We start from the raw sequence: 21,202 nt of genomic DNA on the forward strand, positions 1-21,202 counted from the left end.
GTTGAGGAATGGGTCGCCCATGGGCAGCATGGGCGGCCTGTGTGCCGTTCGGAAGGGTATTTCGGGTCACGGCCCGCTGTTCCCATCCAATGACGCCGATTCGGTCATCGAGCCGGGATCAGTCCGCGGCCGTGATCACGCGGATCTCGTCGATCGACTCGCCGGCATTGAAGATCACCGAAACGGTTTTGCGGTCCGACGAGAGCGTGACGGTGTCGGGCATGGTGCGGATGCCGGCTTCAGGGCCCCGCATCCCCGGATTCTCCTTGGTCAGAGGCAGCGGGGCATTGGTGGTGATTTTGTCGGTCTCGAAAAGCTTGCCGGTCGAAGTGATGATGCCGAGCACCGGCCGGTCGAAGGTGACCGAGCCCTCGAAGCTTTTGAAGACCATGAAGTCGAGGATCCCGACCGGGTTGTAGCGGAGCAGGTAGCTTCGAGCGCGGGTGCCTGCCTTGCTTTCGAGAGTCGACGGGCTGTGGATCGGAGCGCCGGCTTTGCCGCCATGGCTACCGGGTTCGGTGATGTCCACCGGCAGGCGCTCGGGAAGGACGAAGGACCGCTTTTCGGGGATGACGATCACGTGGTTGTCATCCTCGTGGTTGGCCACGGCTTCCGGTGTGTTGGGCGGCGCCGGGATGACTTCTCCTTCGGTTGATTGGATGCCCGAGGCGATCGGCCAGGTGCGGGAGAATGCAGACGGTTCGAAGGCGAGATCGCTCAGGCCGGCGCCTCGGGTTGCCCGGACCGCTCCTCCTTCGAGCAGGTTGCGTTGGTCCTTGCCGGAAGACACGGTCACTTCGCCGTCGAGGACCATGAAGTCCGCCGAGCCGTCGGGTGATGCGGACACCCCGAAAGAGGTTCCGAGGTCGGTAAGGGTCGCGGACTTCGTGTCCACCCGGAAGCCGTGCGCGGTCTCTGGGCACCACGCGTTCAGGTTGCCGGACTTGAGCCCGATTTCCATCGGCGAGCGGACCGTGAATTCCGCGGGGCCTTCGACGGCGACGACGGCACCGTTCCCGAAGTCGAGGCGCATCATGCGGCCGACTTCCAACTCGATCTTCTGGCCGGCCTTGATGATCTCCGATCTCGCGAGCTCATCGCTGGTGCCGGGCAGGTGGACGGCGACCGCGACGCTTTCCACGGGTTTCCGGTTGAGTAGGACAAGGGGGACGGTCGCGAGTGCGACACAGGCTGCCAGTGCGAGCACCGCCTGCTTGCGGAAGCGGTCTCGCCGGATCTTGCGGGTGATCCGTTCCGGGAAGCGGGCGACCGGCTCGTCGCCCACGGCCCGCAGGTGGTTCGAGACGGCGTGGGAGAATCGCTCGTCGCTGAACTCAGGATTGGTCCGGCTCAATGCGCCGGACACCACCAATTGCTCCTGTAGCTTGGCCCGGAGTTCCGGATCTTCGCTGACGAGTTCGGTGAGTCGGGCGCGACCGGCCTCATCAAGCGAGCCGTCCAGCAGTTCGCAGCACAGGTCCTCGAAAGTCGGTTCCGTGGGATTCGTTTCCATGGCTTCAGGTGGCGTCGTGGACCTTGTGGGCGTGGAGGCAGGTGGCGAGAGCCTGTCTTGCGTTGAATAGCACCTTGCGCACCGCGACCGAACTCATTTCAAGCTCCTCGCCGATCTCGGTGGCGTTGCGATCTTTGAAGTATCGGGCATCGACCACTTTGCGGGCGCGGTCGGTCAATTTCTCGAGGCAGGCGCGCAGGGCCGTGTGGCGAAGGTCGGCATCCTGAAGGGAGCCGGGAGCAACTTCGGTCGGGGTCGAGTCGATCAGCAGGGTGGTCAGATTCTCATCGAGAAGCCGTTGGCGCCTCCCGGATTTGTTGAGCTCGTTCATGACGAGATTGCGAGCGATCCTCCGAAGCCAGGGGCCGGCGTTGGCCGGATCATCGAGCTCATCCCATTTCCGGTAGGCGATAAGGAATGCCTCCTGGGCGATGTCATCCACCCACGCGCTGCTGACGCCCAGCGAGCGGATGAAATAGCGCAGGCTGGAGTGGTGCTCATGCACGGTCCGGTCGACCTCCTGAAGTTTGACCTTGGTGGATTTCATGGGTTCCTCTGCCAGAGGGATGTTGTCGGACAACCCGGTGTTCCGGGGAAAGTGCGAATTTCCAGCGGGTTTGGCGGGCACGCTGGACCGTCCGCCTCGCTCTGCCATGCCTTGCCAAGTCCGCGGACCTCGCTTTTCATTGTCATGTCGATGGACGAGTCGTTCCGCTCCCAAGATCCGAATGCCGGGCACCCCGGTATCCGCAAGGCATTCAGCACCCTCTTGGCAGGTGTCGCATCGGTCGTGCCCGTGCTTGCGACCGTCTGGCTTCTCGTCCTCGTCTACAAGATCCTCGGGGATCTGGGGAACAGCATCATCGCCGGGGTTTTCCGGTTCCTGAACTGGCTCCGCGGGGTCCATCCCGAGGCTCCCGGGGCATGGTCATTCGAGTTCCCGGGGTCGAACTTGGTGCTCGCCCTGCTGCCGGTACTCATTCTTTTTGCGGTCGGCTTCGCGGTGACCAATGCCCTCGGCCGGCATCTGCTGCACTGGATTGAAAGCAAGATCCAGAAGCTGCCCCTGCTCGGATTCGTCTACTCGTCGATCAAGCAACTTGTCGACGCGCTCAAGAGCTTGGGTTCGGAGCGAAAATTCAAGGGAGTCGCCTACGTCGAATACCCGTCACCCGGTTGCCGCCTCCTCGGGTTCGTGACGGGGAATTTCCACGACGAACAAATGGGCAAGGACGTGACGGCGGTCTTTCTGCCGACAGCCCCGAATCCGCTCACCGGTTTCGTGGTGATCGTCGAAGACGAGCGGGTGCACAACAGCAACATGTCGCTCGAGGAGGCGAGCAAGCTGATCCTTTCCGCAGGGTTGGTGTCGCCGGCGGTGGAGAAGACCGCCGCGGAGAAGCAGCCCAAAAAGGAACCCGAGCCTGCGACCGCGCCCTGATCGGTCCCGTGCCGGTCAGCAGACCGGGCACTGGTTGATCTGCTGGAAGAAGTCGTTGCCTTTGTCGTCAACGAGGATGAATGCCGGGAAGTTCTCCACCCGGATCTTCCACACCGCCTCCATCCCGAGTTCGGGATACTCCAGAACTTCCAGTGACTTGATGTGGTTCGTCGCGAGCAGCGCCGCGGGACCACCGGCCGATCCGAGATAGAAACCGCCGTGTTTTTTGCAGGCGTCGGTGACCTGCTGCGAACGGTTGCCTTTGGCCAGCATGACCATCGATCCGCCATGGCCTTGGAAGAGATCCACGTAGCCATCCATGCGACCTGCTGTCGTAGGCCCGAAGGAGCCGGAAGCGTAACCCTCCGGAGTCTTTGCCGGTCCGGCGTAGTAGACGGGATGCTGCTTGAAATACTCGGGCAGGTCGCCTTCCGCCTCAAGTTTCTCCTTCAGCTTCGCATGGGCGATGTCGCGCGCGACAATGATGGTCCCGCTCAGCGAAACTGCGGTGGTGACCGGATACTTGGTCAGGGTTTCTAGCGTCTTCTCCATCCCTTGATCGAGGTCGATCTCGACTCCGTGGAACTTCCAGTCGCGATACGATTCGGGGATGTACTGACCGGGATTCTTCTCCAGCTTCTCGAGGAAGATCCCGTCCTTGGTGATCTTCGCCTTGGCTTGCCGGTCGGCGGAGCAGGAAACCCCGATACCCACCGGGCAGGACGCGCCGTGGCGGGGCAGGCGGACCACCCGCACGTCGAGGGCGAAGTACTTCCCGCCGAACTGGGCGCCGATTCCGATCTCGCGGGCCGCGGCCAGCAGCTCCTTCTCAAGCTCGAGGTCACGGAAGGCGCGTCCGTGTTCGTTGCCCGAGGTCGGCAACTCGTCGTAGTAGCGTGTGGAAGCCATCTTGACGGTCTTCAGGCAGGTCTCGGCCGAGGTCCCGCCAATCACGAAAGCGAGGTGGTAGGGCGGGCAGGCGGCGGTTCCCAATGACCGCATCTTCTCGATGGCGAACTCGCGCAGCCGCTTCGGATTCAAAAGCGCCTTGGTCTCCTGGTAGAGAAAGGTCTTGTTCGCCGATCCGCCACCCTTGGAGACGAAAAGGAATTTGTAGGCCTCGCCCTCGTCGGCGTAGAGGTCGATCTGGGCCGGCAGGTTGGTCCGCGTGTTCGTCTCCTCGAACATCGTCAGAGGTGCGGTCTGCGAGTAGCGGAGATTTTCTTCGGTGTAGGTCTTGTGAACGCCCCTCGAGAGCCACTCGGCGTCGTTGCAGCCTGTCCAGACGTGTTGGCCCTTCTTGCCGATGATGGTGGCGGTGCCGGTGTCCTGGCAATTGGGGAGGATCCCGTGAGCCGCGATTTCCGCATTCTTCAGCAGCATCGCTGCGACCATCCGGTCGTTGTCGGTCGCGTCGGGGTCGTCGAGGATCGCCGCGACCTGCTTCAGGTGGCCCGGGCGCAGGGTGAAGTTGATCGCCTTGAATGCCTGGTTCGCAAGGAATGCGAGTCCCTCGGGTTCGACTTTCAGGACCGTCTTGCCGTCGAAATCGGCAGTGGAGACGAAATCGGAGCTGATCTGCTCATACTCTGTCGGATCAGAGGAGAGAGGGAAGGGATCCTGGTAGTGGAACGGCCGCTCGGACATGGGGGCACCCTAGAGGAAGCGTCGACCACGTCCAGCGGATCGGAGAATATGCCGGGATCTTGATAAAGACGGAGGCGAACCCACAAAAAACCCGCCGTCCCGGAGGGGAGGGCGGGTGAAATAAGCGGGAATGACCTCAGCGTCGGCGACGCATCACGAGACCGAGTCCGAACAAGGTGAGCAATGCGGTCGAGGGTTCGGGAATGGTGGTGATGCCGACCGTGATCCACATCCGGTCCTGCTCTCCGCCTTGGGCCTCCGCGTAGAAGTAATTGTAGCCGCCGTTGTCACTCCAGGTTCCGGCGTTGATCTCGGCGAGATAGGACTCGGCGAGCAGAATCGCCGCGTCGGCGGTGCCGTCATAGCCGGTCCCGTAGTCGATCACCGACAGGGCTCCGGGGAAGATCCCTCCGTCGTCCAGCGAGTAGAACCCCGCTCCGAAAGCGTCGTCTTCGATGATCTCCCAAGCAGCGAGTTGAATGGCGGCACCGATGACGGCGGCGTCATCATAGTCCGAAGCGGTGGTGATCAGGAAGTCGGCGAGGGTGTTGGAGAACAGGATCCGGAGGTCGCCTTCCTGCGAGGCCGAGAGCGATCCGAAACCGGCGCTGACGTCGTAGGTGGAGGTGCCCGTCGGGCCGACGAACATCTCGGTGCAAAGGTCGAAAACCGGAACCTCGGTCCCGTTGCCCGTGGTCACCATCGTTCGCTTGAGGCTGACCGGATTGACGGAATATGGATTCGGGCCGGAGCCGGTGCCGTTGTTGAAATTGACGGTGGCTGGATCGCCGAGGCCGTCCTTCACGACATAATCCTGAAGGATCCGGTAACTGAACGGATCGTAGGGTGCGGTGTCGTCGAGCGTGAAGGTCTGCCCGAGGGCGGCCGGCGCATACAGCGCTGCGAGCACGCCGGAAAGGAAGGCGATTTTGGGGAACATCAGGTGGGTGGGGTGAAGGTTGGGGGAGCGCTTTGCCAGAGCGGACGAACACCTTTTAGTGACTAAATCCTTGAAAAACAAGGATTTCTTCAGCGCCCCTCGTCGGCATCGATGTAGTCCATGAAGGTCACGATGTCTTCACGGTTCTCGAAGCCGGACTCCGCTTTCCGGGCCTTCAGGCGCTCCGCGAGGTCGTCGCGGAACCCGCGGGTCCTCATATAGGCACTCCACCAAGCGAAATCGTGCTCCGGGCGGTCGATTCCAGCCTCTCGCGCCCACGCGAGGGCCTCGGCGTCTGTGGCTCCCTCGCGGACCCGCTTGGCCAGATCCTCGTAGTCGATTCCGAAGAATTGGCAGGTCCAGAGGTCCATGCCCCGGCCGAGATTGGCGTGGTAGTCCGGGGCGAGCCGGCCCTCGGCATGTTGGCGGATCTTGTCGCACATGCGGGGGAAATACACGACGCCGTCGGTTTCGTCGTAGGGGCTGCGGGGGAATGAGTCGCTCATGCCCGGACTCTGGAACCGGGAGCCGCGAAGGCTCAATCTGGAAATCCCGGCTTGCGGTTCGCCACTTGCGGGTCGGCCCGCTGCCGCGATGGTCCGGCGTGACGGAGAAGTTGTGCCGGAACTGCGGACGGAGGATCGAGTGGCGATCGCGATGGGCCGATTGTTGGGACGAGGTCCGCTATTGCTCCGAAGCGTGCCGACGGAACAAACCCGGGCCGGTGGATCGTGAACTCGAACGGCAAATCCTGGATTTGCTCGACCGGCGCTCCGGCAACGCGACCATCTGTCCCAGCGAGGTGGCCCGCTTTAGATTTCCGGACGATTGGCGGAGCCGGATGGAGCAGGTCCGCCGTGCCGCGCGGCGTCTGATGGTGGCGGGGGAGGTCGAGATCGTCCAAAAGGGCAGGGTGGTCGACCCGTCGACGGCGAAGGGGCCGATCCGGATTCGGAAATGCCAAGCCTGAGCGATTGGTCCCTTTCCATCCGACCGGGGGTGAACTAAGGTCCGCGCTATGAGTGGGGGAATAAGAATCGCATGGGGCGTCGTGGTGTTCGGCTTGGCCGGATGTTCGACCGATCCGGGTATCGTAAATGCGGGAGGTCGTGAACTGGTGCCGGTGTCGACCGCAGGCATGCACTCGGTGACCCCGCCGAGCCAGCCGCGCCTGCCGATGGGCACCGTGTTCAAGGGTGAGTCGAAGTTTCGCGCACTGGTTGCCAAGGCCGAGCGGGAGAATTGGCGGGGTCTTCCACTGGGGCAGCGGACGGTCCGGGTGGCGCGTGCGATGGTCGGGACTCCCTACGTGAATTACACGCTGGAGGTCGATGACCGCATCGAGAGCCCTGTCGTCAACTTTGTGGGAATGGATTGCTGGACGTACTACGAGAACGCGTTGGCTTTCGCCCGAATGCTTCGCTACAAGCCGGGACCCTACCAGTCGCAGGACATGCTCCATATGATCGAACTGGAGCGTTACCGGGGCGGCCGCTGCACCGGGAATTACCTCAGCCGGATGCACCACCTTGAGGAGGTGTTCTACGACAACCAGCGGCGTGGCTACGCCACCAATGTCACGCCCAGCCTGCCCGGTGCGGTTCGGCTTCGTCGTGAGATTCGTGAGATGACGGTGCAGTGGAAGAGCTACCGCTACCTTCGCAACAATCCCGGTCTGCTTCCGGAGATGGGGCGTATCGAAGCAAGGGTCTCGAAGCTTCCCGTCTACCATGTTCCGACGAGGAAGGTTCGCAGCATCGAGCACCTCCTGCAGGACGGGGACGTCTGCGCGATCACGACGAACTGGAAGTATGGTTACACCTCGCACGTCGGGCTGATTGTGAAGCTCAAGGGCCGGGCGTATTTCACCCATGCCACCTCGGATCGCGACAAGGGGAGGATGACGATCATCGACCGTCCGATCACCGACTACCTGAATGGCTCTTCGAAACATGCGGGGATCGCGGTGCTTCGTCCCAAGGATCTTCCTCCGTCGCCGATGTGGAAACGGAACGTGGCCGGAAACTGAGGTCCAACATTCCTCTTGCCCAAGCCGGATGAACATGGTTTGTTCCTGTGAACACTGTTCATCAAGTCATGGCTGAAAACCTTACCAAGCGGCAGGAGGAGATTCTCGAATACCTGAAGGGTTACCAGCGGGAGCTCGGGGTGATGCCCTCCACCCGCGAAATCCAGCACCACTTCGGCTTCGCCAGCCAGACGGCGGCGATGAGTCATCTACGAGCTCTTGAGCGCAAAGGCGCGATCCAACGACTGCCAAACAAGGCCCGGGCGGTCGTATTCCCGGAAGACCTCGACCGCGAGGCGATCGTCGATATTCCGATCTACGGCGACATTGCCGCGGGGATGGCTCAGGACGCGCCGCCCGAGCGGGAAGGATGCGTGTCGATCGACATCGCATCACTTGGCATCCGGCCAAATGCCCGGACCTTCGCGCTTCGCGTCCGAGGAGACTCGATGATCGACGCCCACATCTGTGATGGTGACACGGTGATCCTAGAGTTCAGGGAGCCGCGGAAGGGGGACGTCGTCGCCGCACTGATCGATGGTGAGACCACCCTCAAGCGCTACGTGATCAAGGACCGCAGGCCGTATTTGCATGCCGAGAACCCGGATTACCCGGATTTGATTCCGGCGCGGGAACTGGTGATCCAGGGGGTCATGATCGGACTGCTCCGGAATCGGGCGGCCTGAAGCCGGTTTTGGAGGAAAAAGCCGGGGCTTTTGTGGCGGCGGTTTTCTGGGGTTTGTAGTTCCCCCTTCAGGGGGGCTCGCAAGGGTGCCGAATCCAGATTTCCACATTACCAAGCTACCAAGCCGCTAGGGTGTTGAATCGCCTTCGCCTTGTAAGCAAGCTCCGTTGCCCCCCCTGAAGGGGGAACTACCAACATCTGAATCCAAGCCGCTCAGTCGCGTTCGAGCGTGTTGCCGACGGTAGTCCAACCGCTGGCCGGCTTTACCGGCCAGCCGGGATCCTTGGGTGTCCAGACGTGACCGTTGAGCGACGGTCCCAGCCACGCAGCCCACCAGCTGAACGAGCTGTTGGCGACGATCGCGTGTTTGCAGGCGGTCATCAGCCGGAAGTCGACCAGTTCGTCATTGGCTTCCTCGTGGAAGCGGACGGTTCTGCCACCGAAGTCCAGTTGCTTCCGGGCCCACGCGATGTCATCGCCGAAGACTTCGAAGCACGGAGAGTCCAAGGCTTCGGAAGCGAGTTCGATACTGCGCTTGTAGTAATCGGCTCCGAGTCGGGGTGAGTAGCGGTTCCTCCGGACGTGGACGAAGACCGCGTTGCGGTCTCGCATCCGCTGCTCGAGTTCAAGGTCGCCCTGTTTTTCGAGTGCGGGTGGCTGGAGCTCCTCCCGGATCTTCCCGGTGGCATCGCGGAAGTAGGCTTCGTTTTGCCAGTATCCGTTGAGGTAAACGGTGTCGCGGACCGGGTCGAAATCGAGCAGTTGGAGCGATCCTTCCTTTTCCGGCAGGTAAGCCTTCCATTTCAACGGCAGCACCTTGTTCAGCGAGCGCTTCGATTTGTGGCGAAATCCTTTCGGATCGCCCAGACGCAACGCGGCCGGAGCGGGACGGGCCTCGATCGGAAAGTGCTTCAGGCGGAAAGATCGGCCATAGCCGTCGCGGACAAAGCCGGACGCATCATCGATAAACAACTCCCGTCCGCTCCGGAGCGCGAAGGCTCTCGCTGCGGCGTAGCCGAAGAGCTGGTTGCCGAGCCCCCCTTTGATGATCGCGACCGCTTTCCGACTCATGGCTGATAGCGCTTCAGGGATTTACGAAGGAAATTGAGGTCGTCGGGATTGGCTTCGAGGTAGCGGTCGACTCCCTGCTGAACCTCCCGGACCCGCGCTTCCACCGAATCGGGTTCGAGGCGTCGTCCGTAATTGCCGGCCTTCCCTGCAATCCGGTCGAGTATGAGGTTCCCGACTTCCGGAGTGGCGTGGAAGAGATCGATCCAATGGTCGAAGTGAGCGCCCGGTTGATCTGCGGGTGGCAGAGGCTCGGCGTTCAGAGCGTGCCCGTCGAGGAAGTCCCAGATCTCGACACCCGGGCTGGCAAACTGGGCGAGTGCCGCACGGTCCTTTTCGAACCACGGATCGGGATCCCCAAGTTCGCGATAGCAAGTTTGGAACAAGGCATGATTCGGGGTGATCAGGAAGACGAGCCGGGTTCCGTCCTGTCGGCAGCGCTCGACGATCGACCGGATGACCTCGAGCTTCGTCGGATCCAGTTTCCCGTAGCGCTTCCGTCCCTCGACCATCCGGACCGTGGTTGCGAGGTAGAGTCCTGCAATCGTCTGTCGCAGGTCCTTGGGAAACTCGGAGTCGTGACGGAAGCCTTCCGGCGTGTGATCGGCCGGTTCATTTCCGACCGCCCGGCCGAGCGTCTCGAACGACGAGGCGCAGGTGGAGATGCCAAGGTGATACCTCAGCTCCCGCTCGATCGGGTCCGCATCGCGATCCAGCGGTGACAGGGCGAAGTCGGTCGGGTTTCTCTTCGGAGGCGGCGTCGTCAGGTCGCCGGCATCGATCGCGAAGACCACCAGCTTGGCGTCCTCCCGGTCCATGAAGTAGTCGAAGATCGCCTTGTTCTCGAACAACTGCGCGGCATTGAGTCCGAGGTTGGCGCAGCGCATCCCGTCGAAGAGAGGATGCTTCGGGTCCAGCGCGATATCCACCCGCGACGAGCCGAACATCGCGGCGTCCCACGTTCCGGACCGCACGAGGCCGGCCTTGGCGGTCCGGTTCCACGTGTTGTCGATTTCCCGGTAGGGTTCGAGCTTTTGCGACGACCAAGATGTGGGGGTGACCCGCCAGGGATTCACTACTGTGTTGAGCCCGTATCCCAGCACCACCGTGCCGACGAGCAGCACGATCAGGAAGGCATGGTAGCGGCGCAGGGATCTCACGGACTAGAACTGGAAGTAGATGAATTCGCTGACCTTGTCGAAGTTCATGCCGACCGCAATCAGAAGCGCGACGGTCGCGATGGCGAACATCGGAGTAGGCCGCCACTGCCACCAGCGGCGCGTGGCGCGGGGCAGCGGGTCGGTCGTCGGACGGTATCGCCGGAAAATCTGCTGCGTGTTGGGGAGAAGCCAGCAGGCGAGCAAGGGAATCAGGATCAGCAGGGGATCACGGCTGGCCACCACCCGGCTCGCCTTGTCGGGCCAGCCCTCGAACCCGTTGAGGCCGAACATCGAAGAGAGGATCGATCCGCTGGCCTGCAGGGCGTCGCGGGTGGTCCCGGCGGGATCGAGTTCGAAGTTTCCGGCGCGGAACGGGATCCACGCGACAACCACCGCGATGAAGGTAATGGCGGTCGCCGCCGGGGCCGGGAGGGATCGCCATCCGCGAGTGCGCCGCAGGTGGTTCCAGAAATGGTTCACGCACAAGTAGGCGCCGTGGAGTCCGCCCCAAAGCACATAGGTCCAACCAGCGCCATGCCACAGGCCGCCGAGCAGCATGGTGGCGAACAGGTTGAGATAGCGCCGGGCCGGGCCTTTGCGGTTTCCGCCGAGCGGGATGTAGAGGTAGTCGCGCAGGAAGCGGGACAGTGTCATGTGCCAGCAGCGCCAGAACTCGATGATGGTCCGCGCCTTGTAGGGAGAGTGGAAATTGAGCGGTAGCCGGATGCCGAACAGGCGTGCCGCGCCGATGGCCATGTCCGAGTAGCCGGAGAAGTCGAAGTAGATCTGGAGCGAGTACGAGATGCCCGCCGTCCAGGCTTCGGCCATCGTCAGGGCCCGGCCGTCCGATGCCGCGAGTTCGAACAACGGATTGGCGATCTGGGCGCAGGGGTCCGCCACCACGACCTTCTTGAACAGCCCGATCGCGAAGATGCCGAAGCCGACCGGAAAATGTCGCGCCCAGCCGACTCCTGACCCGCGCTGGAACTGCGGCATCATTTCCCGGTGGTGGACGATCGGTCCGGCGATCAGCTGCGGGAAGAAGGAGACGAAGAGCAGGTAGTCGGTGAAGTGGTACTCCGACGTCTCACCCCGCGCGGCGTCGATCAGGTAGGCGATCTGCTGGAAGGTGAAGAACGAGATGCCGAGCGGCAGGATCAGTTGCGGGACGGGGATGCCCGTGTCGGCGAGAAACGCCGCGGTCTTGGCGAAAAGGCCGGCATACTTGAATACGCCGAGCACCGCGAGGTTCGCGCCGACACCGATGGCGAGCAGCGCTTTGCGTCCGTTCGAGTCCGTCGCGGTTCGCCGCGAGAGGCCCCGGCCGACAAGGAAGTTGAACACGCACGATCCGAGGATCAGCAGCAACCACTTCGGTGACCAGTCCTCTCCCGGAACGGGAATCCAGTAAGCGTAGTAGGTCAGGCTGGCCAGCACCAGCCACACGACCGCCGCCCGATACGATGCCTTCCGTAGCAGCAGGAAGCCGACCAGGGTGATCGGCAGGAACAGCAGCAGAAAGGTGTAGGAATTGAAGAGCATGCCGTGCGGCTCACGCCGGGCGCAGTTCCGGGGGCAGGAAGCCTACCTTCTCCAGTTCGGCCAGAGCCAGTGGCATCAGTCGCTGGGAAAGGTGGGTGCCGTCGTGGAAATAGGATTTGTCCGGTCGCTCCTCGGGCCGGTGATAGAGTCCGGCCACCGCGGTGAACGCGATGCCTTTGTCCGCGCAGTGATGGCGCAGCCGTTCGGTGTAGGCGTAGGTGATGTCCCTCCGAAGCTCCCACGGGCCGACGAAGGGGAAGGTGGTTTCCTTCACGCTCTCGTTGTTCGGGATGATCTGCGGCGGCCCCCAGACCAGCGGTTCGAAGCCCAGCGAGGAGACCCATTCGGGAAGACGGATGAACTTGGCGGCGGTTGCCTCGGTGATCTCCTCGATCGGCTTGCCGGCCTTGGCGGCCCGTGCCATGTGGATGCGGCAATCGATCTCGCCGAAGGAAAGAATCACCTTCGACCCCTTCGGCACGTCCTTGCGAAGAAGGATCTCCAACTTTTCGCGGGAGCGGGTCGATGATCCAGCGTCTCCGGCCTTCCACGCGGTGGCGGGCCCGACATGGAACACCCGGAAGCACGGCAGCAGGTCGAGGCCCCGATTGATCCAGTGCGGTTTCCAGAACGCGCTGCGCCGGTAGCGGACGAACCGGAGGCGCTCGGAGCCGGCGAAGAACATCGTGTTGCTGTCGCCGATGCAGGTGACGGGCGTGATCGTTTCCGGCGCCTCGTGGCCGAGATGCTTCGCGAGCAGTGCGCGGCGTCGCGGTTCAAAGGTGTCGACCGAGCGTCGGGGCTTGCCGGTCAGGTGGGCGTCAAGATCGTCGGAGAGACCGTCGATCTCCGCCCTGAGTTCGGTGGAGAGCGGCGGGTAGTCGGTCATGACAGCACGGTCCATTCGGGTGCCAGCCAGCCTTCCGGGGTTTGCTTCGCCACCAGCACGAGGTCGACGTGGACGCGTTCGGCGTTGCCGTGCAGCTTCGGGAGATCCGCAAATCGCCCGACCTTCTTCAGCGTCTTGGCCTTGATCGAAACCAGCCGGTAGGTCTCGAACGATTGCTGCAGCCAGTCGAGGTAGTCGTCGGGCTCCTCACCGGCCCAGCGGATGTACTGGGCGTCGAACTCGATGAAGCCGATCGCACCCGCCGCTTCCGAAATGACACGGGTGAAGCCTTTGAGCGCACGGCTCTCGTAACCCTCGATGTCCATCTTGAAGAGCACGGTAGCGCCCGACGAAACCTCCGAGGAGACGACCGAGTCGACCGTCTTCGCCTCGAGCTTGAACTCGAGCGATGCGGGCCGGTCGTTCAACTCGCGGACCGCCGAAGAACTGCCGCTCCAGTCCGGATTCACGAAGAAGGGGATGTCGGATGCCGGTTGGTCGGAGACGAGGCAGTTGGTGATCGTCATCTGTTTGCCCGCCGGGTGATCGGCGCGGCTCTTTTCCAAATGCGGGATCAGTCGCGGGTTTGCCTCGAAGCCGAACAAGCGGACGTCCTTCCCGTAATCGGTGCCGAACATGCACTCGCCGTAATTCAGGCCGACGTCCACGATCAGGCCCGGCTTGAGATGGCGGTTGAAGTCGCGCCAGAAGATCAGGTTGTCGGAGACCTTTCCGCGCAGGGGCTCCTGAACGACCTTCTTGATTGCGCAGGGATCTTCCGGATCGATGTGGATCCAGTTCTCGCACCCGTGGAGGCGGGCCTTGTTCGGTTTCAGGCTGCCGTAGCGGATCAGGGTGAGGGGCTTGAGGTAGGCTTCCTTGAAGGCCTTTTCGAACCGCTTGTAGGGGCTGACTTTCATCCGGTGACGGCGATGCTGCGGGACGGGCGAGTGAACGGTCAAGCACCCGCGCCTTGGAGGAATCCGGTCAGCGGGCTGGTGGCGGAGGCGGTCGAGTGCGACTCCGGAAGGCCGATTTCCCATGCTTCGCGGCCGGCTTCGACCGCCAGGCGGAAGGCACGGCCCATGCGCTCCGGGTCCTCGGCAATCGCGATCGCCGTATTCACCAGCACCGCGTCGGCGCCGAGTTCCATGGCTTCGGCAGCATGGCTTGGCGTGCCGATTCCGGCATCGACGACCACCGGAACGGTCGCCTGTTCGACGATGATCCGGATCTGGTCGCGCGTGGCGATCCCCTGATTGCTGCCGATCGGCGCGCCGAGAGGCATCACGGTGGCGGTGCCGACTTCCTGTAGGCGTTTTGCGAGCACCGGATCGGCATTGATGTAGGGAAGCACGGTAAATCCTTCACCAACGAGCACTTCGGCCGCTTTCAGCGTCTCGATCGGGTCCGGAAGGAGATAGGTCGGATCCGGGTGGATCTCGAGTTTCACCCACTTCGGCAGACCGGCCGCCGCGGCGAGTCGGGCAAGGCGGACCGCTTCCTCGGCATTCATGGCACCGCTGGTGTTCGGCAGGATCAGGTATTTTTCCGGATCGATGAACTCGAGGATGTTGGCGTAGGGGTCGTTCTTGCCGGTCAGGTCGGCACGCCGGAGCGCGACCGTCACGATCTCGGTGCCCGTGGCCTCGAGGGCGTCGCGCATGACCTCGTTCGATGCGAACTTGCCGGTTCCGACGAACAGTCGGGAATCGAAGGTTCGATCGGCGATGACGAGCGGCTCGGGCATGGCGGGATTGAAGAAGGGAATCGGACCGGTGAAAAGGGAAAGCGCCGGTGCCCGGGCGGGCACTGGCGCCTTTGGAATCGGAGTCAGGCGGCGCGTCAGCCCGGAATGAGATCCTTGACCGCTTCGCGCTCCTCGAGGAGTTCGGCCACGCTGGCGTCGATCTTGCCACGGCTGAAGTCATCCACCGGCACGCCTTGCACAACCTCCCAGGAACCGTCGGCCTTGGTGCGGATCGGCATCGAGGCGATGATGCCCTCGGCGATGCCGTAGGAACCATCGGAGCAGACACCGACGCTGTGCCAGTCGCCCTCGGCGGTCGGGTTGCAGAGGCTGACGACCGTATCGATGGCGGCATTGGCGGCTGAGGCAGCGGAGGATGCGCCACGTGCCTTGATGATCGCCGCGCCGCGCTGCTGGACGGTCGGAATGAATTCGCCTTCGAGCCAGGCGCGATCGGTGATCACCTCGGTGACGGGCTTGCCGTCGATCTTGGCGTTGGTGAAATCCGGGTACTGGGTGGCCGAGTGGTTGCCCCAGATGCAGAGGTTCGAGACTTGCGAGTGATGCACTCCGGCCTTCGTCGCGAGCTGCGACTTGGCGCGATTCTCGTCGAGGCGGGTCATCGCGAAGAAGCGGTCGTTCGGTACGCCATCGGCGTTGGCCATCGCGATGAGTGCGTTGGTGTTGCAGGGGTTGCCGACCACGAGGGTGCGGACATCGGACGCGGCGTTGGCGGCGATCGCCTGCCCTTGGCCGGTGAAAATCTTGCCGTTGATTCCCAGCAAGTCACCACGCTCCATGCCCGCCTTGCGGGGAACCGAGCCGACGAGAAGTGCCCAATTCGCGCCGGAGAAGCCCACGGCGAGGTCGGCGGTCGGCACGACCTCGCGCAACAGCGGGAACGCACAGTCGTCGAGCTCCATCACGACGCCGTCGAGTGCGGGCAATGCCGGCTCGATCTCGATCAGGCGCAGGTTGACGGGTTGGTCGGGGCCGAAGACAGCGCCGGAAGCGATGCGGAAAAGCAGGGCATAGCCGATCTGGCCGGCGGCTCCGGTGACGGAGATGGTGATGGGGTCCTTCATGGTGATGGATATCGTCGAACTGACGGGGGATGTCGTAATCCCACCGGTCGCGGGCGGTCAACCGTCGACCCGAAGGATTGAGCGGATGAGTTTCCGATCCATGGGTCCGCCGCAATTTTTGTTCCGGATTCCCTTCGGATTTGTTAAGGACCGCCCAAGGCTGTGGCTACCTCCCGAAAGACTCCCCGATCCAGGATTACCCGTCTGCGTGCGCAGACGCGGGCGATCCGGTGGGTAAACGGCTTTGTCCTGTGCCTGTTCGGCTTGTCGGTCGGGGCCTTGGCGGTGGCCTCGGCATTGCCGCAGAGGCGCCAGCTTGAGGACAAGGAACAGGAGTTGGCGCGCATTCATGAGAAGGAGCGCCAGGTGCTGGCCCTCAAGGAGGATGCGCAGGCGACCTACCGGGCTTTGCGGGATGATCCCGAGTATCTCGAACTCCACGCGCGGGACCGGCTGAATCTCTATTTTCCCGGCGAGATGATCTACCGCATCGAGCGCGACCGTTGATGGAAGACGACGTCGAGCGGGTGCTGATTGCCGAAGACGTGATCGAGAGGCGTCTTGATGCGATGGCGGTCGAGATCCGTCGGGATTTCCCCGGGGAAGTTCTCGTCGTGATCGTGCTTCTGAAAGGTGCGCTGGTTTTTTCGGCCGACCTGCTTCGCCGTCTGCCGCGAATGCTGGAAATCGAGTGCCTGAATGTGGCGAGCTACCATGGCGGAACCGAAAGCAGCGGCAAGGTCGACTTCCTTGATCGCAAGTTGCCGGACGTGAACGGGCGACGCGTGCTGGTGCTCGACGATATCCTCGATACGGGCCGCACGCTGCGCGCTGTCGTCGACCGCCTGACCGAGATGGGCGCGGAGTCGGTCAAGACCGGCGTGCTGCTGGCCAAGGACAAGGTGCGGTCGGCGGAGGTCGAGGCGGACTACGTCGGCTTTGCGATCGGTGATGAATTCGTCATCGGCTACGGACTCGATTACCAAGGGCGCTACCGGAACCTGCCCTACGTCGGGACGCTCAAGCCGGAGGCGAGGTAGCGCGCTTCAGAGGGTAAACCGAGACATCGACGGTCTTCGCGACCAAGGCCGAATCGGCAGGGCGGTCGGGAAGGGGGAGCTCATCCCAATCGGCGGGCAGGGTTGACCACTCGGTGCAATCCGCGGGCTCGAGAAGGTAGGGCGCGTGATGGACCCGGCCGGTATGGATCCGGTTCCGCGGATCGGCGGAGTAGAGGAGGTAACGCTCGGCGAGGAAGAACTCGAGCGAGCCGGGTTCTGCAGCGGCTCCTTCCCGGGCCGGTTCATAGACGAAGCGGGAGGTTTCATTGCGGCCGTCGCGTCGGCAGGAGTAGTCGAGGTGTCGGTCAGCTTGCCCGCTCGACATCTCCGCGTGTTCGTAGGGCAGATGGAAACGGGAACGGGCGAACTCGACGGCGAGCGGTTGGTTGCAGTCGAGGCTGAAGAACCAGACACCCGGCACGCCGGCGTCGTCGTGAACGTAGGTCCGGACATTCAGCTCCATGAACCACGAGATGCCCGGGACGGGTGGCAGAAGCGACGGACGCGCCCGGTCCATGAAGAAGGGGACGATCCCCAGCCATGCTTCACCCTTGTGCAGGTCGAGGTGCAGTCCGGGCGGCAGCTTCGCCCGAAGCATGTCAGGGTCGACCTTCCAATGGAGGAAGAGAAGTTTCGACCAACGCTGCCGCATCACCGGGAAGCCCGGAGGCTTCTCGCGTACGGCAAGTCGCTGTTCGAGGGTGGGGCTTGGCATCGTTCGATGCCAAGATGGCGCCGATTTATCCCTCGGCAAGTTCCCCGGATCAGAGCTCCGCAAGAAGTGCTTCGAAGCGTTTGCCGTAATCGACATACGAGTCGTAGCACTGCTGCCAGTCGACTGCGGTCGGATCGGCAGCGTGGAAGACGGTGGCGACATGCGGCTCGATCGCAATCCAGCCGTCATACCCGCGCGCCTTCGCGTCGCCGAGGATCTCGCGGAGCTTGGCCTGTCCGTCGCCGGGCATCGTATACTCCGGTTCGACGTCGTCGGATACGGGATTGATGCAGTCCTTGATGTGGATGTGGACGACGTGGTCGCGGACCTTTTCCCAGAACTCGAACGGGTCCTGCCAAGGGAAGCCGCCATCGGCCTGCGGCTTCGAGCGGTCCTTCTGGAACACCGGGTTGCCGGTATCGAAGACGAGCTTGAGCCCCGGGACCTCTTCGATGAGTCGCAGCGTGTGCTCGGCGGAGAAGCCGCCCCAGTTCATGCAGTTCTCGTGGATGGCGGTCAGGCCTTCGTCGGAGAAGCGTTTGACGATCTCCCGCAGGCGGCGGAAGCGCTCCTCCTCGTGTTGGTCCTCGCCCCAGGGTTCTTGGGCGTAGGACATCACGCGGATCAGCTCGGTTCCGAGGCGCTTCATGCGCGGGATGGCACGGTCGATTTCGGCCAGCGTGATGTCGAAGTCCGAGTGGATCGTCTTTCCCCAGTTGGCGATGAGCGAACCGAACTCGGGAATGGAAACTCCGGCGGCATCGAGTCGGTCAGCGACGTCGTTGAATTCGTCTTCGGGGAGTTCGTGGATGTTCTTGTCGCCGACCATCCGGGCCGAGATCGCCGACCAGCCGATGTCCTTGGTGGCTTGGATCTGCTTGTCGAGGTCGCGCGAAGCCTCGTCGGCGAAACCGGTGAGCTTGGAAGAGGGAGGCATGGGGCAGGGGACGTTAGAGGAAGACCTTCTTGCCGTCGTTCTGGGCGGACTCGTAAACAGCCTGGATCAGTGCGACCGGCTTGCGGGCCTCGGCGGCCGAAGTGGTCGGCTCGCGGCCTTCGGCGATCGCGTTGACGACCTCCTCAAAGTTTCGCTGGTGCTGGTAGAAGTTGATCGCGCTCGGGTCGTTGGCGCCAAGTCCGGCTTCCTGGCCCTTCATCAGGGTCGACTTGATCTCCGCATCCTCGGGCTCCTCGTTCATGAAGTCCCAGATCTCGAAGGCCTCGTCGGCGAGGAAGACCGAGCCTTCGGTGCCGGAGAGTTGGACGCGCGCAGGGTGGCCGTCCTTTGACCACGTGCAGGTCGAGCATTCGATCACGCCGCGGGCGCCGCTCTCGAACTCGACGATGGCGACGACGATGTCTTCGACCTCGATCCGTTCGTGGGCGAGGCAGGCGGTGTTGGCCTGGACCGACTTTACCGGACCGGCGAGATAGAGCAGGGCGTCGACGGTATGGATCGACTGGTTCATCAGTGCGCCGCCGCCGTCCAGTGCCCACGTGCCACGCCATCCGGCGGAGTCGTAGTAGGCCTGGTCGCGGTACCACTTCACGTAGCACGAAGCGTTGGTGAGGATGCCGAAGCGGCCTTCGTCGGCGGCTTTCTTGAACGCGTCCATTCCCGGGTGGAAGCGACGGTTCAGAACCGCGGCGAGCGTCTTGCCGTTCGCTTCGGCGGCGGCCATCAGTTGGTCGATCCGCTCGGTGGTGATCTCCAAGGGCTTCTCGCAGATCACGTGCTTGCCTGCATTGAGGGCGGCGAGGGACGGTTCGAGGTGCGCGCCGCTCGGGGTCCCGACGGTTACGATCTCGAGTTCCGGATCGGCGAGGAACTCATCGATGTTCGAGAACGCCTTGGCGCCGTATTCGTCGGCAAGCTTGTCCGCTGCCTCCTGGCGGAGGTCGAAGACCGAGTGGAGTTCGCCGCCGGTCATGGCGGTGATGGCTTTGGCGTGGAAGTGGCCGATCATGCCGGCGCCGATGATTCCGAATTTCATAAGACTGGATGGGCTGGTGGGGAGGAGGAAAGGATCAGTGGGCTCGCTTTTCCTTGATGATGAAGCTCAAGGTTCCGACGACGAAGAGGACCGCAAGGAACACGAGACCGCCTGTGGCGACGTGGTTTACTTGGACGGAGCCAAACAGAGGGGAGGTATCATCGGTCTTGCCGAGCAGCACCCACACCGAACCGCAGGTCGCGACGCCGGTGGCGATGATCATGAGAAGGTTCCAAACCACACGCTTGCCTCCGGTCGGTCGCTCGCTGCCGAGGATGTGGCGGGAGTTCATCATCAGGAGGAAGGTGAAGTAGGCGATCGGGATCAGTGAGCCGCCGATGACGGAAGTCGGAACCGCGAGGGCCGCCTTCGAGGCGCCGCTCCAGAATTGAGGATACATGCAGCCCGAGAGGCCGGAAAGGGCACAGCCGAGGAAGAAAACGGCTTTGTTCGTGGGTGGCGGTTCCGCGAGACCGTCGGCACTCAGTTTCCCCGGGGAGAATGCCTCCAGGAATGCCGTCCCGTTCATCAGCATCAGGATGACGATCGTCGAGAGGGCCATCCCGAGCACGCCGATGCCGAAGATCTTCTGGGCGATGGTCGGACCAGCGAAGGGCTCGAGGGTGATGGCCAGCGCGTTGGCGTCGCGCTTCACCAGCATGTCAGCGAGGGTCTTGTCGGAGTTGTTCGGAGTGACCTCCGGATAGGCCGCCTGCAGTTGCGCGACGACCGGAGCTCCAGCGCCTGGGGTGACATCGTCGACCTTCGTATGGAATGAGGCAGCGGACGCGATCACCACACATGAGGTGGCGAGGAAGAAAGGGATGAACAGGCCGATCGACAGGTCGGTGATCGAGAGGCCGCGATGTTTCTTGCCCCAGCGCTTTTTCAGCAGGGTGTAGGGCAGGAGGAAGGTCATGTTGATGCCCACCGCGGTGCCGAAGGCGGCGATGATGATGTCGCGCTGGTCGTCCGCGATCTTCTGGGCCCACCAGTCAGGGGAGGAGGACTGCGCGATCAGGTCGGCGAAGCCCGCGGCCGGTTTGGTCAGGAGTGAGAAGTCCGGGATGAATCCGGCTCCGACCGCGCCCCAGTCGAGTCCGCCGGACTCCGCGGTGGTAAGTGCGATGACCACCGCGAAGAACGAGAGGACGATCACGCCGACCATCACCTTGATGATAAGGTCGAAGGCCTTGGCGCCCGCTCCGCCGGATTGGTAGAGAACATTGACGCCCATGCCGATGAGGAAGAGGACGACGATGATGCCCGTCACGGGGATCTGGTCCGAAAACAGGTTCTGCTGGATGGCGGCGGTCGCCAGCGAGAACTGGGGCATGATCCAGACCATGTTGGCGAGGATGGTGGCGACGAGCCACGACCAGCCGAGCAGCGGGTTCAGGTGCCGGTTGATCGCATGGAACGGACGCTGGCCGGTGGTAAGCGTCACGTAGGCGATGGCCGACAGCATGATGATGCCGCAGATCATCGCGAGCGGCTGTAGCCACATCAGGCCGAAGCCAGCGATGACGCCGAGGTAGAGCGCTCCGGCGAGCGAACCTCCGCCGAGGGTGATCGCGCCTTGGAGCCAGCCCGGGCCCGAGAGCCGCGCGTAGATCAGAAATTTGCCAAGCGGGCCTTTGGTTTGAGCCTCGTCGAGGAGTCGGGATTCTTGGTCGGACATGG

At 63.0% G+C, this 21,202-nt stretch carries 22 protein-coding genes; 6 read left to right on the top strand and 16 right to left on the bottom strand.

Annotated features, from left to right (window positions below):
* Positions 1–118 precede the first annotated feature (118 nt).
* Positions 119–1,513: a hypothetical protein gene (locus HAHE_RS16880; RefSeq protein WP_338686063.1), complete on the bottom strand. Its 1,395-nt coding sequence runs from the start codon at positions 1,511–1,513 to the stop codon at positions 119–121.
* 4 nt (positions 1,514–1,517) lie between these two features.
* Positions 1,518–2,060, bottom strand: a complete 543-nt coding sequence (locus HAHE_RS16885) for a sigma-70 family RNA polymerase sigma factor (protein WP_338686065.1) — start codon at positions 2,058–2,060, stop codon at positions 1,518–1,520.
* A 144-nt stretch (positions 2,061–2,204) separates the two neighbouring features.
* On the opposite strand from HAHE_RS16885, the gene HAHE_RS16890 reads away from it, so the two are divergent.
* Positions 2,205–2,954, top strand: coding sequence for a DUF502 domain-containing protein (locus tag HAHE_RS16890; protein ID WP_338686066.1), 750 nt, complete (start codon positions 2,205–2,207; stop codon positions 2,952–2,954).
* A gap of 15 nt (positions 2,955–2,969) precedes the next feature.
* Here HAHE_RS16890 and HAHE_RS16895 read toward each other — a convergent pair whose 3' ends face one another.
* The 3 genes from HAHE_RS16895 to HAHE_RS16905 all read right to left on the bottom strand — a co-directional run bounded on the left by HAHE_RS16895 (position 2,970) and on the right by HAHE_RS16905 (position 6,047).
* The gene (locus tag HAHE_RS16895) at positions 2,970–4,601 is read right to left on the bottom strand and encodes a fumarate hydratase (protein ID WP_338686067.1); all 1,632 of its coding nucleotides are present in this window, start codon (positions 4,599–4,601) and stop codon (positions 2,970–2,972) included.
* A gap of 136 nt (positions 4,602–4,737) precedes the next feature.
* The gene (locus HAHE_RS16900) at positions 4,738–5,541 is read right to left on the bottom strand and encodes a PEP-CTERM sorting domain-containing protein (RefSeq protein ID WP_338686068.1); all 804 of its coding nucleotides are present in this window, start codon (positions 5,539–5,541) and stop codon (positions 4,738–4,740) included.
* An 89-nt stretch (positions 5,542–5,630) separates the two neighbouring features.
* Entirely contained in the window at positions 5,631–6,047 is a 417-nt protein-coding gene (locus tag HAHE_RS16905; RefSeq protein WP_338686070.1) for a DUF5069 domain-containing protein, read from the bottom strand.
* Between the two features lie 98 nt (positions 6,048–6,145).
* On the opposite strand from HAHE_RS16905, the gene HAHE_RS16910 reads away from it, so the two are divergent.
* The 3 genes from HAHE_RS16910 to lexA all read left to right on the top strand — a co-directional run bounded on the left by HAHE_RS16910 (position 6,146) and on the right by lexA (position 8,256).
* A complete protein-coding gene (locus tag HAHE_RS16910) occupies positions 6,146–6,511 on the top strand; it encodes a DUF3253 domain-containing protein (RefSeq protein WP_343218189.1) in 366 nt (121 codons plus the stop codon).
* A 48-nt stretch (positions 6,512–6,559) separates the two neighbouring features.
* The gene (locus HAHE_RS16915; protein WP_338686074.1) at positions 6,560–7,570 is read left to right on the top strand and encodes an N-acetylmuramoyl-L-alanine amidase-like domain-containing protein; all 1,011 of its coding nucleotides are present in this window, start codon (positions 6,560–6,562) and stop codon (positions 7,568–7,570) included.
* Positions 7,571–7,638: 68 nt separating this feature from the next.
* The gene (gene lexA, locus HAHE_RS16920) at positions 7,639–8,256 is read left to right on the top strand and encodes a transcriptional repressor LexA (RefSeq protein ID WP_338686075.1); all 618 of its coding nucleotides are present in this window, start codon (positions 7,639–7,641) and stop codon (positions 8,254–8,256) included.
* A 212-nt stretch (positions 8,257–8,468) separates the two neighbouring features.
* Here lexA and HAHE_RS16925 read toward each other — a convergent pair whose 3' ends face one another.
* From HAHE_RS16925 to HAHE_RS16955, 7 genes are all read right to left on the bottom strand, one after another.
* Complete coding sequence (locus HAHE_RS16925) at positions 8,469–9,326, bottom strand: alpha-1,2-fucosyltransferase (RefSeq protein WP_338686076.1); 858 nt, start codon at positions 9,324–9,326, stop codon at positions 8,469–8,471.
* Positions 9,323–10,483 carry a hypothetical protein gene (locus HAHE_RS16930; RefSeq protein ID WP_338686077.1) on the bottom strand — a complete coding sequence of 387 codons (1,161 nt, stop codon included), beginning with the start codon at positions 10,481–10,483 and terminating at the stop codon, positions 9,323–9,325. Before HAHE_RS16930 ends, HAHE_RS16925 begins: the two co-directional genes overlap by 4 nt.
* A gap of 3 nt (positions 10,484–10,486) precedes the next feature.
* Positions 10,487–12,025 carry an MBOAT family protein gene (locus HAHE_RS16935; protein ID WP_338686078.1) on the bottom strand — a complete coding sequence of 513 codons (1,539 nt, stop codon included), beginning with the start codon at positions 12,023–12,025 and terminating at the stop codon, positions 10,487–10,489.
* A gap of 10 nt (positions 12,026–12,035) precedes the next feature.
* A complete protein-coding gene (locus HAHE_RS16940) occupies positions 12,036–12,929 on the bottom strand; it encodes a hypothetical protein (protein ID WP_338686079.1) in 894 nt (297 codons plus the stop codon).
* Entirely contained in the window at positions 12,911–13,834 is a 924-nt protein-coding gene (locus HAHE_RS16945) for an FkbM family methyltransferase (protein ID WP_338686081.1), read from the bottom strand. The genes HAHE_RS16940 and HAHE_RS16945 overlap by 19 nt, the downstream gene beginning before the upstream one ends.
* 38 nt (positions 13,835–13,872) lie before the next feature.
* Positions 13,873–14,664, bottom strand: coding sequence for a thiazole synthase (locus HAHE_RS16950; protein ID WP_338686083.1), 792 nt, complete (start codon positions 14,662–14,664; stop codon positions 13,873–13,875).
* A gap of 95 nt (positions 14,665–14,759) precedes the next feature.
* Positions 14,760–15,749 (bottom strand): malate dehydrogenase, encoded by a 990-nt coding sequence (locus HAHE_RS16955; RefSeq protein ID WP_338686084.1) that lies wholly within the window; start codon positions 15,747–15,749, stop codon positions 14,760–14,762.
* 162 nt (positions 15,750–15,911) lie between these two features.
* On the opposite strand from HAHE_RS16955, the gene HAHE_RS16960 reads away from it, so the two are divergent.
* Positions 15,912–16,256 (top strand): septum formation initiator family protein, encoded by a 345-nt coding sequence (locus HAHE_RS16960; RefSeq protein WP_338686086.1) that lies wholly within the window; start codon positions 15,912–15,914, stop codon positions 16,254–16,256.
* A complete protein-coding gene (gene hpt / locus HAHE_RS16965; RefSeq protein ID WP_338686088.1) occupies positions 16,256–16,789 on the top strand; it encodes a hypoxanthine phosphoribosyltransferase in 534 nt (177 codons plus the stop codon). The genes HAHE_RS16960 and hpt overlap by 1 nt, the downstream gene beginning before the upstream one ends.
* Here the strand turns inward: hpt and HAHE_RS16970 are convergent.
* From HAHE_RS16970 to HAHE_RS16985, 4 genes are read right to left on the bottom strand one after another with little or no spacing between them, the layout of a single operon-like run.
* On the bottom strand, positions 16,770–17,525 hold the full coding sequence (locus HAHE_RS16970; RefSeq protein ID WP_338686089.1) for a DUF2071 domain-containing protein: 756 nt from the start codon (positions 17,523–17,525) through the stop codon (positions 16,770–16,772). The two genes, hpt and HAHE_RS16970, sit on opposite strands and share 20 nt — an antisense overlap.
* Before the next feature lie 49 nt (positions 17,526–17,574).
* The gene (locus HAHE_RS16975; RefSeq protein ID WP_338686091.1) at positions 17,575–18,462 is read right to left on the bottom strand and encodes a sugar phosphate isomerase/epimerase family protein; all 888 of its coding nucleotides are present in this window, start codon (positions 18,460–18,462) and stop codon (positions 17,575–17,577) included.
* A gap of 13 nt (positions 18,463–18,475) precedes the next feature.
* Positions 18,476–19,519, bottom strand: a complete 1,044-nt coding sequence (locus HAHE_RS16980) for a Gfo/Idh/MocA family oxidoreductase (RefSeq protein ID WP_338686093.1) — start codon at positions 19,517–19,519, stop codon at positions 18,476–18,478.
* Between the two features lie 34 nt (positions 19,520–19,553).
* Positions 19,554–21,200: a divalent metal cation transporter gene (locus HAHE_RS16985; protein WP_338686095.1), complete on the bottom strand. Its 1,647-nt coding sequence runs from the start codon at positions 21,198–21,200 to the stop codon at positions 19,554–19,556.
* Between the last annotated feature and the right edge of the window lie 2 nt (positions 21,201–21,202).

The organism is Haloferula helveola, from assembly GCF_037076345.1.
Taxonomy (GTDB): Bacteria; Verrucomicrobiota; Verrucomicrobiia; order Verrucomicrobiales; family Akkermansiaceae; genus Haloferula; species Haloferula helveola.

Bases quoted from the DNA above. Each gene is read 5' to 3' on its own strand.
- HAHE_RS16955 (WP_338686084.1), bottom strand. From the start codon at position 15,749: ATGAAGGACCCCATCACCATCTCCGTCACCGGAGCCGCCGGCCAGATC.
- HAHE_RS16950 (WP_338686083.1), bottom strand. From the start codon at position 14,664: ATGCCCGAGCCGCTCGTCATCGCCGATCGAACCTTCGATTCCCGACTG.
- HAHE_RS16980 (WP_338686093.1), bottom strand. From the start codon at position 19,519: ATGAAATTCGGAATCATCGGCGCCGGCATGATCGGCCACTTCCACGCC.
- HAHE_RS16900 (WP_338686068.1), bottom strand. From the start codon at position 5,541: ATGTTCCCCAAAATCGCCTTCCTTTCCGGCGTGCTCGCAGCGCTGTAT.
- HAHE_RS16945 (WP_338686081.1), bottom strand. From the start codon at position 13,834: ATGAAAGTCAGCCCCTACAAGCGGTTCGAAAAGGCCTTCAAGGAAGCC.
- HAHE_RS16905 (WP_338686070.1), bottom strand. From the start codon at position 6,047: ATGAGCGACTCATTCCCCCGCAGCCCCTACGACGAAACCGACGGCGTC.
- HAHE_RS16975 (WP_338686091.1), bottom strand. From the start codon at position 18,462: ATGCCTCCCTCTTCCAAGCTCACCGGTTTCGCCGACGAGGCTTCGCGC.
- HAHE_RS16935 (WP_338686078.1), bottom strand. From the start codon at position 12,025: ATGCTCTTCAATTCCTACACCTTTCTGCTGCTGTTCCTGCCGATCACC.
- HAHE_RS16925 (WP_338686076.1), bottom strand. From the start codon at position 9,326: ATGAGTCGGAAAGCGGTCGCGATCATCAAAGGGGGGCTCGGCAACCAG.
- HAHE_RS16940 (WP_338686079.1), bottom strand. From the start codon at position 12,929: ATGGACCGTGCTGTCATGACCGACTACCCGCCGCTCTCCACCGAACTC.
- HAHE_RS16915 (WP_338686074.1), top strand. From the start codon at position 6,560: ATGAGTGGGGGAATAAGAATCGCATGGGGCGTCGTGGTGTTCGGCTTG.
- hpt (WP_338686088.1), top strand. From the start codon at position 16,256: ATGGAAGACGACGTCGAGCGGGTGCTGATTGCCGAAGACGTGATCGAG.
- HAHE_RS16985 (WP_338686095.1), bottom strand. From the start codon at position 21,200: ATGTCCGACCAAGAATCCCGACTCCTCGACGAGGCTCAAACCAAAGGC.
- HAHE_RS16880 (WP_338686063.1), bottom strand. From the start codon at position 1,513: ATGGAAACGAATCCCACGGAACCGACTTTCGAGGACCTGTGCTGCGAA.
- lexA (WP_338686075.1), top strand. From the start codon at position 7,639: ATGGCTGAAAACCTTACCAAGCGGCAGGAGGAGATTCTCGAATACCTG.
- HAHE_RS16885 (WP_338686065.1), bottom strand. From the start codon at position 2,060: ATGAAATCCACCAAGGTCAAACTTCAGGAGGTCGACCGGACCGTGCAT.
- HAHE_RS16890 (WP_338686066.1), top strand. From the start codon at position 2,205: ATGTCGATGGACGAGTCGTTCCGCTCCCAAGATCCGAATGCCGGGCAC.
- HAHE_RS16970 (WP_338686089.1), bottom strand. From the start codon at position 17,525: ATGCCAAGCCCCACCCTCGAACAGCGACTTGCCGTACGCGAGAAGCCT.
- HAHE_RS16895 (WP_338686067.1), bottom strand. From the start codon at position 4,601: ATGTCCGAGCGGCCGTTCCACTACCAGGATCCCTTCCCTCTCTCCTCT.